The following is a 15,803-nucleotide window of genomic DNA, read 5'->3' as shown; positions in this document are numbered from 1 at the left end:
TGTCAAACCCTCGGCATCTTGGAGAATATCCTGAAGGCGTTCTCCGTGGTGATCGTGGCAATCTCGGTCTCGCTCATGCCAAGCGTCTCGGCCAGCGTCGAGGCCGTATGCGCGACATAGGCCGGTTCGTTGCGCTTGCCGCGGAAGGGCTTCGGCGCCAGATAGGGGGCGTCGGTCTCGACCAGCATCCGATCGACCGGAACCGTCTTTGCGATCTGACGCAATTCTTCCGATTTCGGAAATGTCAGGATGCCGGAAAAGGAAACGTAACCGCCGAGTTCGACGCCGACGCGTGCCAGGTCCGCCCCCGACGAAAAGCAGTGCAGCAGAAACGGAAAGGCGCCCTTTTGCGTCTCTTCTGTCAGGATCGCCGCCATGTCCTCGTCGGCCGAGCGGCTGTGAATGACTAGCGGCAGCCCGGTCAGACGCGCCGCCGCGATATGGTTGCGCAAGCCCTCCGCCTGCGCCTCGCGCGGCGCATTGTCATAGAAATAGTCGAGCCCGGCCTCGCCGATTGCGACAACCCGCGGATGGTGCGAGAGCCCGACGAGTTCGTCGACGGTGACATCAAGCTCCTCATCCGCATTGTGCGGGTGGGTGCCGACCGAACAGAACACTGTCGGGTACCGTTCGGCGATCGCCAGGATTTCCGGAAACTTTTTCACCCGCGTGGAGATCGTGATCATCTGCCGGACGCCAGCGGCGTGCGCGCGCACGACGATCTCGTCGAGCTCGGCCGCGAAGTCGGGGAAGTCCAGATGGCAGTGCGTGTCGATCAGCATCGATCCGTCCTCGCCCCTTCCCTCAGGCCTCTGGCGCGACATAGCGCGGGAAAACCGGCACCGGCGCTTCCAGCGGCGTGCTGCTGACCAGTCTGCCAGCCTCACCGAGCGCTGCAAAGTCGCGCTTGTCGGCCGGTGCGGCGACGAGATCCAGAAGTTTGGCCGCCGAATCCGGCATGAAGGGCTGCAGCAGGATCGCGATCTGCCGGACAACCTCGGCCGTCACGTAGAGAACCGTGCCCATGCGTTCCGGGTCGGTCTTCTTCAGCGCCCAGGGGGCCTCACCGGCGAAATAGCGATCCGCCTCGGAGACGACGGCGATAATCGCGGTCAATGCCCGGTGGATCATTAGTTTGCCCATTTCGTCGCGCGTGATCGCGTGCAACGCGTCCGCCGAAGCCAGCATCGTGCGGTCGGCCTCGGTCAGCGGACCGCAGGCCGGGATCTTGCCGTCGCAATTCTTCACGATCATCGACAGCGAGCGGCTGGCAAGATTGCCGATGCCGTTGGCAAGGTCGGAGTTGATGCGGGTGGCGATCGCCTCCTCGCTGTAGCTGCCGTCCTGGCCGAAGGAGACTTCGCGCAGCAGGAAGTATCGGACCTGGTCGAGGCCGAAATGCTCGACCAGATTCGCCGGATCGACGACGTTGCCGATCGACTTCGACATCTTCTCGCCCTTGTTGAGCAAGAAGCCGTGGGCGAAGACGCGCTTGGGCAGCGGCAAGCCTGCCGACATCAGGAAGGCCGGCCAGTAGACGGCGTGGAAGCGGATGATGTCCTTGCCGATCATGTGAATGTCCGCCGGCCAGTATTTCGCGCGCGGGCCGTTGGCGTCGGTCAGGTAGCCGGTGGCGGTGATGTAGTTGGTCAGTGCGTCGACCCAGACATACATGACGTGCGCCGGATCGTTCGGCACCTTGATGCCCCAATCGAAGGTCGTGCGCGAAACCGACAGATCCTTGAGCCCAGATTTCACGAAGGAAACGACTTCGTTGCGCCGTTCGGCCGGGCCGACGAAATCCGGCTGCGTTTCGTAGAGTTGCAGAAGCTTGTCCTGGTAGTTCGAAAGGCGGAAGAAGTAGCTCTCCTCTTCCACCCACTCGACCGGCGTTCCCTGCGGACCATAGCGCACGCCGTCATCGCGAAATTCCGTCTCGCCTTCTTGATAGTAGGCTTCGTCGCGCACCGAATACCAGCCGGAATAGCTGTCCTTGTAGATGTCGCCGGCATCGGCCATGCGCTGCCAGATGATCTGGCTGGCCTCATGGTGACGCGCCTCGGTCGTGCGGATGAAGTCGTCGTTCGACGCATTCAGCAGCACACCCATCTTCCGGAACTCCGCCGTGTTGCGGTCGGCGAGTTCCTGCGCACTCAGACCCTCCTTGCGCGCGGTCTGTTGCATCTTCTGGCCATGCTCGTCGGTGCCGGTCAGGAAGAACACGTCGCGCCCATCCAGCCGATAATAGCGCGCCACCGCATCCGTCGCGATCAGTTCATAGGCGTGCCCGATGTGCGGCTTGCCGTTCGGATAGGCGATTGCGGTCGTGATGTAGAAGGGCGACGTGTCTCTCATGTCGAAGCTTGACCTGTCTTATCGTGATATGGACGCAGCTATTAGCCCATGCAGGCCGCCAGGGAAACAGCAAGTTTGCACCCCTGCCGTCCTTCCGCGACGCCTTTATCACTTGCTTGACACGGCCCGAAGCCGCCACTAACCATTCGGCATTTCGACCAGTTTCGCAGGGTTTGGAACCTTCGATCATGGTTCACCGCTTGAAACCGGAAGGAAACGCTGTTTGGATTTGTGGAATTCTTTCAATCCGCTGTTCTCCATTTCCGGTTTCTTCGTCGGCATGCTCGTCGGTGTGACGGGTGTTGGCGGTGGCTCCCTGATGACGCCGCTTCTGGTTCTCCTGTTCGGGGTTCACCCGGTCACCGCCGTCGGTACGGACCTTCTGTACGCCGCGATCACCAAAACCGCCGGCACCGCCGTCCATGGCCGCAACAAGACGATCGATTGGCGGATCGTCGGAAGACTGGCCGCCGGCAGCCTGCCGGCCGCAGCGGTGACGCTGTGGCTCATCTCGGGGATCGACAGAGCCAGCTTTACCGCGGTCGCATTCATCACGATCACGCTCGGCTACACATTGATCCTGACCGCCTTTCTCTTGCTTTTCCGGCATCGGATCATCGAGAAGCTTCGCCGGCTGGGCCGAAATCGACCGCAGGTCGGGCCGACGACCATGGCGCTGCTGACGGTGCTGCTCGGACTGGTGATCGGCGTGCTCGTCACGCTGACGTCTGTTGGTGCCGGCGCGCTGGGCGTGACGGTGCTTCTGGCACTCTATCCGGCCCTCCACGTGCGCGAGATCGTCGGCTCGGATATTGTTCACGCGGTTCCGCTGACGCTTCTGGCGGGCATGGGCTATTGGATGATCGGCGAAGTCGACTGGCTGATGTTGGGAACGCTGCTGATCGGGTCCATCCCCGGCATCATCATCGGCAGCCATCTTTCGCCGCGCCTGCCTGAACGTCTCATCAGCACGCTCCTTGCGATCACGCTCGGCCTGGTGGGGTCAAAGCTCGTTTTTGCCTGATGGACCTGAGCGTGGCTCAGTCACGCGGCCAGTGCGGCGATGTCGTCCAGAACCTCGATGATCGTCTGCTTGCGATCGAGATTGTAAGCTGCGGCAATGCCGAACTTTTCCGTCAGCGACGACGACAAACGCGCCACATGCTCCGCCCTGACGATGTCGCCGCGCAATGCGGCCGCCCTCGCCTCTTCCATGACGTGGTCAATCGCCTGACCACAAAAGAAGTCGTAAAGCGTGTCGCTGTCCTTGGCGGAGAGAACCTCGGCAAGTTTGTGCACATCCTTGCGCGGTGCCGCGCCCGCCGCTGCGACAATCGCCCGGAAGGCTTCGAGAATGTCGAAGCCGCCGTAGTTGATCAGTTTCAGTGCCGTCGCGACGCTGCCGCCGGCGGCGGCCAGCAAGCGATCGGAATGCGCGGCCGGCAGCGCCACCCCGAGATTGTCCAAGGCGAGGGCGAGGTCGCGGTCTCCAAGCGGCGCAAGGCTGAGCGGCAGGCAACGCGACCGGATCGTCGGCAACAGCCTGCCTGGCGCGTGCGTCAGCACGAGGAACAGCGCGTTTCTTGGCGGTTCCTCGAGGATCTTGAGGATGGCATTGGCCGCATTGCGGTTCAGATCATCGGCCGGGTCGATGATGACGATGCGCCAGTTTCCAGTCCCCGACGTCTGGGCAAAGAATTTGCCGGCCCGGCGCACTTCGTCCACGGTGATCGCGGTGCGGACCTTGCCCGTCTTCTCGTCGACGGGGCGTGACAGGTGCAGAAGATTGTGCGAGGCGCCAGAGGCGATCTGGCGTCCGAGAGCCGAGTTGGGGTCCGGTGCAATCAAAGTCTCCGGTGCGGTCTTCGGATCTGGATAGGTGAGGACATGGTGGGCAAAACGGAAGGCAAGCGTCGCTTTTCCGATGCCTTCCGGCCCCTCGATCAGGATCGCGTGATGGCCCTTGCCGGAGCGATAGGCCTGCGCCAGAAACGCTTGCGCGTTGTCATGCCCGAACAGACATGTCTGTTCGGCAGGCGCAATCGCGCCGTCTAGCACACCTGGTTGCTCCGAGCTCAAGTCGTGTCCTCCGGTAAAGCGAAGCGGCCCCGCTTTTGCAGCGGCAGCAACGGTTCGACGATCGACAGGATCTGGCTGGCGATTGCTTCCCGTGTCTGGGTTGCGTCGACGACGCGACAACGGAACGGCTCGCGCTCGGCGAGTTCGAGGAACGCCTCCCGGCGCTTTTCGTGCGTCTCGATTTCCTCTCTTTCAAACCGATCAGGCTCACCCTCCGCGGACGGGCCGGCGGCCCGACGACGGGCACGATCGAGACCTTCGGCGGCGGGCAAATCAAGGATCAGCGTGCAGTCCGGCATCACGCCATTGATGGCGACCATCTGAAGGCGCTCGATGAAAGCCGGCTCCAGATTGCCGGTGATGCCCTGATAGACACGCGACGAATCGAGAAACCGGTCGCACAGCACGACGGTGCCGGAGCGCAGAGCCGGCCTGATGACTTCCTCGACATGGTCGTTGCGGGCGGCCGCAAACAGCAGGGCTTCCATGCGCGTCCCGTAACGCTCGGCGGCACCCGAGAGAATGACATGGCGGACAGCTTCGGCCCCCGGCGAACCGCCGGGCTCTCGCGTCACCAGTACGCGATGGTCTCGCGTCCTGAGTGCTTCCGCCAACAGTCGGATCTGGGTCGACTTTCCCGCGCCCTCGCCGCCCTCAAACGTGACAAACAACCCGGTCAACCCAGCCAATCCAACTTCCGCTTCCCGGTGCGCCGGGGTCTTTCCCGTCCGCCAGCCGGGCGATTCGGCCCACTTCTAGCGCATATCCTGCAAAACAGAAAATCGATTTGCGATTGAAATTGCTGGCCATCGCGGCCCAACCTCGATCGGACCGGCCAGCGCGCGCCGAACCTCAAAGCCAAAAGAATAAGAGTTCCTGCAGCGCATCCAGCGCCCGGCTCGAGAGCGTGCCGACCTCGACCGAGGCTGCGGTTTCCAAGGGCACCTCACGCAAAAACCTGTCTCCGCTCCAGATCCGCAGCACACCGACCCCTTGACCGGAGGCGACCGGTGCCCGCAGAGGCCAGGAGTAGATCACGCGCGCCGACAGGCGCTCGGTGCTGCCGATCGGCAGGAGCACATCGACGTCCTGTCTCGCCAGCAGCGGGACATGACCGGCGCTTCCGCCATAGACGCTCGCTTCGGCGATCGTTTCTCCAGCCTTGAACAAGGTCCTCGAAGCAAATGACGTCATCGCCCAGTCGATCAAGCGCCTGGCCTCGTCGAGACGCTCCTTGTCGCTCGACAGCCCACTCATGGCCAGGAACAAGCGCCTGCCGTTCCGCTCGACCGAAGCGACCAGACCATAACCGGCGTCTTCTGCAAACCCCATCACGAGGCCATCCGCGCCGATGTTCATCGTCGCCAACGGATTGCGATTGCGCTGCTTGATCTTGTTCCACTCGAATTCCGGTTCGGAATAGTAGCGATAGAGATCCGGATAGCTCCCTTGGAGGTGCTGCGCCAGACCGACCAGGTCACGCATGCTGACCTTATTTCCGGGGGACGGCAGGCCGGTCGCATTGTCAAAACGCGACCGCGCCAGGCCTAGTTCCTTGGCCTGCTGGTTCATCCGTGCCGCGAAAGCGCTTTCAGAACCGGCGATGCCTTCGGCCAGGACAATGCATGCGTCGTTTGCGGCCAGAACCGCCACGCCGCGGATCAGGTCCTCCACCCGGATCTGCGACTTCAGCGCAGCAAACATCGTCGCCGTGCGCGAGGGCGCGCCACCGGTCCGCCAGGCGTGCTCGGACACGGGAAAGGTCGTATCGAGATTGATTTCCCCGTCATGGACCGCCTTGAAGACAACCGCCAGCGTCATCACCTTGGCCAGGGAGGCGGCGGCGACGGGTTCATTTTCGCCGCGGGCAAACAGCACCGTGCCGGTGGCGGCATCGATCAGATAGATCTGCTTTGCCTTGGTGTCGAACGCGGTCGCGCCGCCAGCGCTCTGTGCGGCGACGGTCCAAGGCAATACCAGGCATAGGAAAAATGCGGTGAGAAGGCGGGCGAACATGAAGACTCCGATGACCGGCCGAGAGTCCTACATCTTGACGCTCGCGGCAAGCCGCAAGTGATATCAGCGTGCCTCGCCCGGCCCCGGAATCAGGCTCAGCGACCCGTCGCGGTGAAGGACCGCTTCGAAGGCCTCGAGCGATTTCTGCACCGGCTTCGCTTCGGTATAAGCGGCCGCATAGCTCGAACCGTCGCCCGGCAGCGGCACGTAGCCGGGCCGTGCGGCCGGGATAGGACCGATCTCGGGAAGCGCCGCGAACTGCCCGATCGCTGCGACCGCGGCACTCGTCGGTCGTTCGGCGGCCAGTGCCGTCAAGCTTGTGCCTTCGGACGGACCGTTGTCACGTTGCGCAAAGGTGGGGATAACGGCCGGCATCGCTTCGGCAAGCGGTGCCGCAGAGGCGACCATCACGCCGGTCGCGATCTGCCCACCCGGATCGACGGCGGGAACGCGCGAGCCCTTCGGCACATAGGAGGCCATCAGGTAGGGCATATCGTGGCCGTCCAGCGGGGCCTTGCCGACATACTGCACTCGAACCTTAGCGGTGCCCTTCCCCTTGACGTCGAGCATCTCGGCCGCCTTTGAGGAAACATCGATGATCCGCCCGTCCGAATAGGGACCGCGGTCGTTGACGCGAACGATCACGGACGAACCGTTCTCGAGATTGGTGACGCGGGCATAGCTCGGCAGCGGGAATGTCGGATGGGCCGCGGAAAGGTGGTGTCTATCGTAGATTTCGCCGTTTGCGGTGTAGCGGCCATGGAAGGCCGAACCATACCAGGACGCGAGCCCGACCTTGCTGTAGCCCGGCTCCTCCTTCGGCTGGTACCATTTCCCGCGCACCTGATAGGGCTGGCCGACCTGATAGCGGCCGCCTCCCTTTGGAACCGGCTGTCCTTCCTGGACCACCCGCGGGCTCGCCTTCACGCCGTATTCGGATTCAGCGAAGTACTCCTTGCTTCGGGTCGGTTTCTTGGCGGTATCGCCCGTTGTGCCACAGGCGGCCAGACCGGCACACATTATCGGAATGGCGGCAACGCGCATCGCCCTGCGCGCTCCGGCCGAGAAGCATCCACTTTTCATATATCCCACGCCGCTACAGTCCCCGTCGGTTTGACCCGGATCGTCATGCCCCCGCGATCCGTCGCCTCGTATCGGTGCGCTCACAACAATATGTTAATCACGATGCCATGATGGCGAAATTGCGTAACGATTTGCTCGCAAACGGCGGGATCGAGGATGAAAGTTCCATTATGGTTTAGGACGCCTTAACGCGCGAACACACCTGTTCGACTGCCCACGCCACCGCCGGCCAAACGACACAGCAAGTTGACGGCGCAATCAAAGCTGCTAGAAAGCCAGCCATCGAGTGATTTGGTGGGAAACGGGCCGCAATGGCCGGTTTGCGACCGGCTTTAGCAGGGAGCCCCGTCGCCAAGCGATATCGATGAGTTGGAAGAGTGTCCGAGTGGTTTAAGGAACCGGTCTTGAAAACCGGCGTGCGGGAAACCGTACCGTGGGTTCGAATCCCACCTCTTCCGCCACTAAGTCCCTGATTTTCAAGGTTTTTTGGCTTTTTTCTCCAATCTGCTACATCAACTGCTACATACAAGCGCCCGCCAAGGGCTGCTTTGCCATACCATTTTCCAGCAGATTCCCCGGCTTTCCCAAATTCGTTTTCAAAGTAAATTCTAGTATATCCAAGAATTCATTTTCAAAACGAAATAAAAATGAAGCAAGGTTCGAAATAATCGTTGACAGTGTTTTGCTACACTGCGATAATGAACGCATTCGATCCCCCGACAATTCGGAAAGACACTTAACGGCTCGCGCCGACGCGCCGTTGTCAGGATCGTTTACACTCAATCACAATCTGTATGGTGAGTTTGCAAGCCGCTTAGGTGGCGTTGCGGCTGCATTATACACTATTTCGACAAATGGAGAAAACTGAAAATGTCTCTTGTAGACGCAACCTATCTATTCAAGCGGAACAACACCTACTATTTCCGCATCGCTGTTCCCTCATTCTATTGGGATAAGTACGGAAAACAAATTTGGCGCTCGCTGCGAACTGGCGATTTGAAAACTGCAAAGGCGCTTGTCGCTGAATTGACTGCAAAATGGCTGAACTATTTTCGGACTGGCGAGAATCCGCCCGAAGATCATCATGAAAAGATCACGCCAGAGGCTTCGACCAACCGAGCGCACAATCTTGGCATTTCCGAACAGCACAGCCCCGAAGAGTTCCTTGAAGCGGCGACTGAACAATCCGTCGATATGCTAAACAACGGACTTCAGGCGTTGAAAGAAATGAAGCGTCCCGGTGAACTGGACTTTGTTGCCATCAGCGGCGCTTTGGCAGGTTCCAACCTGAAGCTTAGCGGCGCGCTGGACGCGTACAAAAAGTTGACCCCGGGCAAGTGGTCCAATCTCGACGCTCGCGCCTATGACAAGAAATGGCGTCCATTTGTTCGGGCGGTCAACGACTTCATCGAAATGCTCGGCAAGGTGATCTGTAAAAGGCGCGTTTGGCTTCAATTCACTATTTTCATGCTACCGTCCATTGTTGATGCCTACAAAGACACCCTGATTATCAGCGCCAATTTCGATGAAACCCTCTTGGCAATGATGTGGTCGAAAGACGTGCACTTTCAGCGGAACGAATGGATTCAGTCGCGTCTACGCTATCAGGACATGAAGCACGTTGCCGATTTTGTTGAACTCTATCACGCACCGGTCAAGAACTTGTCGAAGACCTTCCTGACCCGCCTTGGCAAAGGCGACGAGGAAAGAGGCACGCAAGACTATGTGGATCGGGTTGCGCTCTGCTTGGGTGATATGTTCCCCGGTCGCGAACACATTCATTGTTCCAACAAGCTTTCAGACGACAAGGATTATCGCTGGCTGCTGGATGATAAAGGCGGTCAACGCGTCATCACCAACCCGTTCGGCTGGAACACGTTCAAGCACTGCAACATGGCTGTGTTCCTCGCCGCCATCAATTACGATCCGGACACCAATGACCGGCTCTATGCCTTTTACGGCATCACAAAGGCACAAGCGAAGAACGCGCTCTGCTACCAGATGATTTATCAGTTTCTCGGGCGCACCATGATCCGGGACAAGGACAAGATTGGCAAGCCCGACGACACTGGCAAGATACTGAAAGTTGTTTGCGTTCTTCCTGACGAAGGCGCAGCCGAAGCCTTTCAAGGCTTGCTTGGCTGTGCCCCGTCCACACCGCTTCCTATTGATTTTGGCGCACAACCGAAGCGTGGTCGCCCGCGTGTCACGAAGTCTGTCGAAAAGAAGCGGGAAGAAGAGAAGCTGAAGAAGCAGCGCTATCGCGAAAAGAAGAAAGCCGAACAGGCTGCACAGATGCAGCTTGAATAGGCGGCATCGGAGCGTTCTCCGTCCGTTCATCATTCTATTAGTGAATGCTACAGTACGAGCCACAACATTCAGTCGCATCGTTACAGCGCATAGACGCGTCTTTCAGGCATTGCCAATTTCTCTCTGTGCCCTAGCTTTCTGATTGGGACATGTGCCTGACCCTGACCCAAGTCCCCCACAGGTTACCCCGCCTGTACGCGTCGGGCACATGTTCCGTGGTTCTCCTCCCAGCCTCTGATGGAGGCGATTGACTAATGCCCCAGCTTCACAGCCGGGGCATCTTTTTTCGCGGACCCGCGTCCATGCTCCGCCCCTCCCCCCAAAATCCGAATTCGCTAAATACTATCGTGAGTTAACCCAATGGAGATTTACCCGATGACCAACCCTACCCGCTTGGAACGCCTTCAGAAGGCAAACAGCTATATCGCCAAGATCGACCGCGTTGCCGCTGATGTGGCTGCGATGCTGGCAAGGCATGGCGAAAAGACCAACTGATATTTGAGAGATATTCCCATGACCAACTACCGCATTACGGATGACGAGCAAGCTCAGATCAACCGCCTTCAGGATGAGATTGAAAACCTGTTCATGTGGCAAAAGATGTACAAGAGCGGTTGTTTCAACTGCATTCAGGACACCGTGAACCCCGCCTATCTCGGATATGAAAACCTGAAACTACGCATCGCCGACCTTGTGCAGGGAAAGCCGATGGAAGATCGGTGGATTCTTTCCGACATTGAAAAGCGCTTGCGTCTGAAGGTCGCGGAATACGAGCGCCAAGCCGCCGAAGCGACCAACTGATATTTGAGAGATTTACCCATGAACGAACCCGTAATTTTTCTGCCCGAAACCTTGGCAAAGAACGCCCTTGCCGTGATCCGTGCCGCCGCCGACCGTGGCACCTTCAAGCTTGAAGAGTTTGGAGCGGTTCACGCGGTCGCGGCTCAACTTGCCGAAGCTGTGAAGGTCAACAGAGTCGAGCCGGAAGCCATCGAAGCGGAAGCGGCTGCAATCGAGCCGACCGCCATCAACAATTTTGCGCACATCGCCGCGAGCCGGGATGAGCCGGAAGCGAACTAACCCCAACGAAAAATCCCCGGGGCTTCGTCACTTTTGCCTGTCGTTTCCGATCACTCGGAACGCGGCGCACTCTTCAGGTTCAGCCGGATCACGTCCGTATGGACTTCAGCCGCTTGCGCCTTCGGCTTCCGACCCCGGCGCGGCTTCGGCTCTTCGCCCAACGGCTCGCCATATACGGATTCAATCAGGGCGATGAACTCACTATCATCGCGGGAAGCATTCGCCGCACCGGTAAGGAAAGCAGTGACCTCTTGCTTGGTCGGAATGACATAGGTTCCGTCGAGCTTCCCGAGCTTCACCACAAAGCTTGAACCATCTGGCTTCACCCAACTACGCCGGTTGACTTCGCCCTTCTCAAACGCTTCCGATTGCTTAGTCAAAGCCGAACGAAAAGCTTCAACGGCTTTATTTTCCTTAACAGCGTACTTTTCCGCAAACTTCAGAAATCCAGCCATCTTCTAATCCTCTCAAATCCCAATTGCAATAAATACGGGAAAACAGATTTCAATGCAGAAGGCAAGACGTGCGTATTCGATTTTTCATTCCCCAAAATGGCTACAGTGCTGAAATTACGAAATCCCGCGAAGATGGTGAATATCCCATTTGGGTTAACCGCAAATTCGGCACCCGAATTCGCGAACTTATTTCCGACGATTTCACCATTGAAGTGCAGGATGATGGCTTCATTGCTGACTTCGTTTACGAGGACGACGCGTACGCTTTCCTAAAGACCTTTGGAGGGCGGATTAGTGACTGATGCACCGAAGAAACGACCGAAGCGCGCGGTTAGCCAGCAAGAGCGGGAACGGCTTCAAAGCCCCGAACACCGGGAGCACCTGAAGACCATTGGTTTCCAGAAGGGACGCAAAAAGACTGGTGGCACCGTGCCTATTCCGCAAGAAGTCAAGGAAGCCTTGGCAAAGCGAACCATGGACGCGGTCGAAACGCTTGCCGATGTCATGCTGAATTCAAGCAATGACAATGCCCGAGTGAAAGCCGCTGCCTACTTCCTCGATCCGTTCGTTGCCAAGGCGGCAACACAGCAGGAAATCAAGGTCGATCATCGACACCACATCGCTGGTTTGCTTGCTGAAATCAACCAAGCTCGTTTGAAGGACGACCGTAAGACCATCGATGTCACGCCCGTCATTGATGTCACGCCAATCATTGAACCGGTGACCGTAAAGGATGCCGATAATGATTGATTGGTTTGTCGCGATGATCGCCGCTTTCGCCCTTTGGCTTGCCGCCAATGGCTTTTCCCCGTCTCACCTTGTCGCTGGTTTCCTTGGCTCGATTGCCAGAGCCGTTGTCGCCAAATCCGGCACCATGGCTGAAAACCTCATTGGTGGCTTCACCGGCTCGCTCTTCGCCGTGTACTTCACCCCGATTGTTGCCATGGCTCTTGGCGTTGCCGATCCGCAGATTGCCAATGCCGTTGCCTTCTCCATCGGTCTGGTCGGCATGTACATTGCAGAAGGCTGCATCAACTGGGCGAAGCAGTACCGGAAGAACCCGGGCAAGCTGAAGGAAGATTTCCGCGAACTCGTGTTGCGGCTGATTAGCAAGAAGTGACCGCTTCGAAGCGTGAGAAAATGCCCGTTCTCTAAATATGGGCATGTCTACAAAAGAAGAAGAATTCCAACAACTTGCCGCCCTTCGTGACGCTTGGTATGTCGATATTCCGTTGTTCGCGAAGCAGGTCTTTGACTACGACCTAACACCGAAACAGGTCGAATTTTGCGAAGCGTTCCGGACAAGCCAACAGATCACGTTCAAGGGTGGTGTCGGCTTCGGCAAAACCTTCGTGATGTCGGTCTGTATCTGGTGGGCACTGATCACCCACGATCAGGTAAAAATCTCTGTTTTCGGACCTTCAGAGCCGAACCTGAAAACCGGTGTATGGAACGAACTGAAGCAGTTTCATGACCGCATGCTTCCGCTGTTCCGCGATGCCTACAGCGTACAGGCGACGACCATTAGCCGTGTCGTCAATGCCGCCTCCTGTACTGCCGAAATGCGCCTTGCAGACAAGACCAACACCGCCCGGGCACGCGGTATCCATGCCGAAAACAACTTCGTCTTTGTAGATGAGGCATCGGGCGTTGATGATGAGGTTTTCACTGAAGCACTCGTGAACATCTTGTCGGACGGCGACGGCGCAAAGCTTTGCCTAATTTCCAACCCGGACCGGGCAAGCGGCTTCTTCTGGCGAACATGGAATGATCCGGAAATCGCTGATGAATGGACCAAGGTTCACGGCACCTTCTTCGACTCGCGAAAGTACGACCCAAGCCAGCCTGAAAAATTCGAGCGCATCGCCAAGAACTTCGGTGGTCCGACCTCTCGACAATATCGGATCATGGTCGAAGGCGAATTCCCGCTGTCCGATACGGAAGGGATGATCTCCCGAGAATTCATTGATGCAGCGGTTCGGAACTACGCCGACGTTGCACCGGCTCCCAATGTTCCGATTTTATGGGGCTTGGACCCGGCTGGCGCTGGTAAGGACAGTTCTGTTCTCTGCATCCGCCACGACAACAAGATTTTGGATTTTAAGCAGTGGCAGAACCTTGACCCTACCCAACTGGCGTACAAGGTCCGCGACCTCTACGAAGCCACTCCGAAGCAAGACCGTCCTGCCGTCATTTCCGTCGACTCCAACGGTCTTGGCAACGGTGTTTGGTCCAACCTGAAGGATTGGGGGCTTCCCGTTCATGGCTGCAATACCGCGAAGACGCCAACCCGGAATCCGGACCGATACAGCCGTTTGCGTGACCAACTCCTGTGGGAAGTCCGCGAATGGATTCATTCCGAGAATGTTGGAATCCCGAACTCTGCAAGGCTGATCGAAGAGCTTGCGACTCCGACGTACGAGGACAGCACCGGCAAAATCAAGGTCGAAGATAAAAAGAGCATAAAGAAGCGTTTGGGGCGTTCGCCCGACTTTGCGGACGCTCTTGCCCTGACTTTTGCCGTGTCTCCATCGCGCTATGCGTCAAAATACTCGTGGTCTAAGCCGCTTAACTACGACCATCTCCCATCATTCGAATGAATAGAATTCCCTAAATAGCTATAAATTCGGTAGAGATTTATGGCTGAAGAACTTATTCTAAAAAACATTAGCGCTAAGCTCAAAGACGCTGTTAGCTGGTCCAATTCGAACATCGCGGCGAAGAGCGAAAAGGCTCTAAAATACTATAATCGCGCCTATCTTCCCGGTGACGAGAAAATCAAGCGGTCATCGAAGTGGGTTAGCCCTGTCGTGCAGCAGCATTGCGACTGGCTGACTGCTCAACTTCTGCACATTCTTGACTCTTCGGAACACGTTGTCGAGTTCGTGCCGTTCGGTGCGGAAGATGAGGCAATTGCGCGCCAACAGACGAAAGTCGTTTCGTGGATTCTCACACAGAAGAACAAGCACGCAACGTTCCTGCAACCGTGGATTCAAACGGGCTTGCTGAACGGTCTGTCGGTGGTTGCTGTAGAGTTCAACACGGACACCCAGGAATCGCTTCCGCAAGTCCTAAAGGGCGTTCCGAATGAACAACTTGCCACTTTCCTCCAGCAGGAAGAACAGAAGCAAATCGTCATCGAAGAGGCTTCCGACCCCTATCCGCATCCGCAGATGGGCGTTGAAGTTCGCGACCTGAAAATCCGGACAATCACCAAGTTCTTCAACCCGATCATTCGTCCGGTCGAACCTGAAAACCTGATTATTTCCCGCGATGCGAAGCTGTCGTGCGAGACGGGCGGCATTGATGCGAAGTTGCAGGGGCACCGTCGCATTATGAGCAAGCAAGACCTCTTGGACTTGGGCTATGACGCCGCAAAGGTTGATAAAATTCCACTCGCCACAGACAGCACGGACGGGGTTGCTATTGAGCGGCACAAGGTCACCGATGGCGATGAAGGCATTTCCGGTGACGATGTCGAAGTCTATGAAATTTACACTAAGCTGAAGCTGGAAAAGAAGGCACGTCACTACCGTCTGACTCTTGCCGGTAGTCTGGACGCACCTGTTCTGTTGGATTGGGAAGAGACAACCCGCTTCTATCCTTACGCCGCTTTCGTTCCTTTCCCGATTCATGGGAGTCTGTTCTCGCTCGGTATCCCTGACCGGATCGGTGACGAACATGTCACCATCACCAAGATGACTCGGGCGATCTTGGATGACCTGTACATGCATGTTCATCCTATCAAGGTCATCAATCCCGACGTGACCAATCCTGAAGATGCCATGAACATCCATCCGGGCGCGGTCATCCGCTCTTCCGATCCAACGGGCGGCATCTCCTACGTAGTTCCGCCCTTTGCTGGTGGCGATGCTGTACCGATGCTTCAGAGCCTTACACAAGGTCTGGATTTATCGACTGGTGTCGGTCCGTCGATGATGTCGCTGAACGCTTCCGATCTACAGGACGTGACGGCTACCGCTGCAAATCAGCGTTCAAACCAAGGTCAGCTTCTCATTGAAGGCATCTCGCGTGTTTTCGCGGATTCGGGATATGCCTATCTGGTTCGCGTGCTGATCGATCAGCTTATCCAGCATCCGGAAGAGGCACAGGCGCTTGTGACGCGGCTGACAAACGAATTTGTACCGATTGACCAGTTTACCCCGGACTTCGATGTACAGACATCGGTTGCGTTCTCGGTGATGAGCCGTGATCAGTCTACGCAATCGCTGAACGCCATGCTTGCACAACAGATGCAGTTGCTTAGCTCCGGATCGCCGATTGTGTCGGCTCAGAACGTCTATTCGACTCTCACCAAACTTGCAGAAGCACAGGGCTTTAAGAACACGGCGGCGTTCTTCGTTGATCCGTCAACGGTTCCGCCGCCCCCGCCCCCGCCGAGGACGAGACGCGCCGGACCCTCGT

At 57.7% G+C, this 15,803-nt stretch carries 16 protein-coding genes and 1 tRNA gene; 10 read left to right on the top strand and 7 right to left on the bottom strand.

The window, feature by feature from the left end:
- Positions 1-2 precede the first annotated feature (2 nt).
- The gene (locus JNC62_RS16355) at positions 3-782 is read right to left on the bottom strand and encodes a TatD family hydrolase (RefSeq protein WP_374840082.1); all 780 of its coding nucleotides are present in this window, start codon (positions 780-782) and stop codon (positions 3-5) included.
- 22 nt (positions 783-804) lie between these two features.
- Positions 805-2,355, bottom strand: coding sequence for a methionine--tRNA ligase (gene metG, locus JNC62_RS16350; protein ID WP_374840081.1), 1,551 nt, complete (start codon positions 2,353-2,355; stop codon positions 805-807).
- 223 nt (positions 2,356-2,578) lie between these two features.
- On the opposite strand from metG, the gene JNC62_RS16345 reads away from it, so the two are divergent.
- Positions 2,579-3,379: a sulfite exporter TauE/SafE family protein gene (locus JNC62_RS16345; protein WP_374840080.1), complete on the top strand. Its 801-nt coding sequence runs from the start codon at positions 2,579-2,581 to the stop codon at positions 3,377-3,379.
- 20 nt (positions 3,380-3,399) lie between these two features.
- On the opposite strand, the gene JNC62_RS16340 is transcribed toward JNC62_RS16345, so the two are convergent.
- The 4 genes from JNC62_RS16340 to JNC62_RS16325 all read right to left on the bottom strand — a co-directional run bounded on the left by JNC62_RS16340 (position 3,400) and on the right by JNC62_RS16325 (position 7,533).
- On the bottom strand, positions 3,400-4,434 hold the full coding sequence (locus JNC62_RS16340) for a DNA polymerase III subunit delta' (RefSeq protein WP_374840079.1): 1,035 nt from the start codon (positions 4,432-4,434) through the stop codon (positions 3,400-3,402).
- Positions 4,431-5,123: a dTMP kinase gene (gene tmk, locus JNC62_RS16335; protein WP_374840078.1), complete on the bottom strand. Its 693-nt coding sequence runs from the start codon at positions 5,121-5,123 to the stop codon at positions 4,431-4,433. Before tmk ends, JNC62_RS16340 begins: the two co-directional genes overlap by 4 nt.
- 163 nt (positions 5,124-5,286) lie before the next feature.
- On the bottom strand, positions 5,287-6,450 hold the full coding sequence (locus JNC62_RS16330; RefSeq protein WP_374840077.1) for a D-alanyl-D-alanine carboxypeptidase family protein: 1,164 nt from the start codon (positions 6,448-6,450) through the stop codon (positions 5,287-5,289).
- Positions 6,451-6,513: 63 nt separating this feature from the next.
- Positions 6,514-7,533 carry a septal ring lytic transglycosylase RlpA family protein gene (locus tag JNC62_RS16325; protein ID WP_374840076.1) on the bottom strand — a complete coding sequence of 340 codons (1,020 nt, stop codon included), beginning with the start codon at positions 7,531-7,533 and terminating at the stop codon, positions 6,514-6,516.
- Positions 7,534-7,904: 371 nt separating this feature from the next.
- Here JNC62_RS16325 and JNC62_RS16320 point away from each other — a divergent pair.
- From JNC62_RS16320 to JNC62_RS16305, 4 genes are all read left to right on the top strand, one after another.
- Positions 7,905-7,994 (top strand) — tRNA-Ser (locus tag JNC62_RS16320).
- Positions 7,995-8,403: 409 nt separating this feature from the next.
- Positions 8,404-9,843, top strand: coding sequence for a DUF6538 domain-containing protein (locus JNC62_RS16315; protein ID WP_374840075.1), 1,440 nt, complete (start codon positions 8,404-8,406; stop codon positions 9,841-9,843).
- A gap of 513 nt (positions 9,844-10,356) precedes the next feature.
- Positions 10,357-10,644 (top strand): hypothetical protein, encoded by a 288-nt coding sequence (locus tag JNC62_RS16310; RefSeq protein ID WP_374840074.1) that lies wholly within the window; start codon positions 10,357-10,359, stop codon positions 10,642-10,644.
- Positions 10,645-10,662: 18 nt separating this feature from the next.
- Positions 10,663-10,923: a hypothetical protein gene (locus tag JNC62_RS16305; protein WP_374840073.1), complete on the top strand. Its 261-nt coding sequence runs from the start codon at positions 10,663-10,665 to the stop codon at positions 10,921-10,923.
- Positions 10,924-10,973: 50 nt separating this feature from the next.
- Here JNC62_RS16305 and JNC62_RS16300 read toward each other — a convergent pair whose 3' ends face one another.
- On the bottom strand, positions 10,974-11,378 hold the full coding sequence (locus tag JNC62_RS16300; RefSeq protein WP_374840072.1) for a hypothetical protein: 405 nt from the start codon (positions 11,376-11,378) through the stop codon (positions 10,974-10,976).
- Positions 11,379-11,446: 68 nt separating this feature from the next.
- On the opposite strand from JNC62_RS16300, the gene JNC62_RS16295 reads away from it, so the two are divergent.
- From JNC62_RS16295 to JNC62_RS16275, 5 genes are all read left to right on the top strand, one after another.
- Positions 11,447-11,680, top strand: coding sequence for a hypothetical protein (locus JNC62_RS16295; RefSeq protein WP_374840071.1), 234 nt, complete (start codon positions 11,447-11,449; stop codon positions 11,678-11,680).
- Positions 11,673-12,128, top strand: coding sequence for a hypothetical protein (locus JNC62_RS16290; RefSeq protein ID WP_374840070.1), 456 nt, complete (start codon positions 11,673-11,675; stop codon positions 12,126-12,128). The genes JNC62_RS16295 and JNC62_RS16290 overlap by 8 nt, the downstream gene beginning before the upstream one ends.
- A complete protein-coding gene (locus JNC62_RS16285) occupies positions 12,121-12,498 on the top strand; it encodes a hypothetical protein (RefSeq protein ID WP_374840069.1) in 378 nt (125 codons plus the stop codon). Before JNC62_RS16290 ends, JNC62_RS16285 begins: the two co-directional genes overlap by 8 nt.
- Positions 12,499-12,541: 43 nt before the next feature.
- Entirely contained in the window at positions 12,542-13,978 is a 1,437-nt protein-coding gene (locus tag JNC62_RS16280; RefSeq protein ID WP_374840068.1) for a terminase large subunit domain-containing protein, read from the top strand.
- A gap of 39 nt (positions 13,979-14,017) precedes the next feature.
- Positions 14,018-15,803: portal protein (locus JNC62_RS16275; protein ID WP_374840067.1), on the top strand; the 1,786-nt coding region annotated here is incomplete at its 3' end.

The sequence above is a fragment of the Mycoplana ramosa genome (assembly GCF_041930185.1).
Taxonomy (GTDB): Bacteria; Pseudomonadota; Alphaproteobacteria; order Rhizobiales; family Rhizobiaceae; genus Mycoplana; species Mycoplana ramosa.
This window is presented reverse-complemented; position numbering and strand designations above follow the sequence as displayed.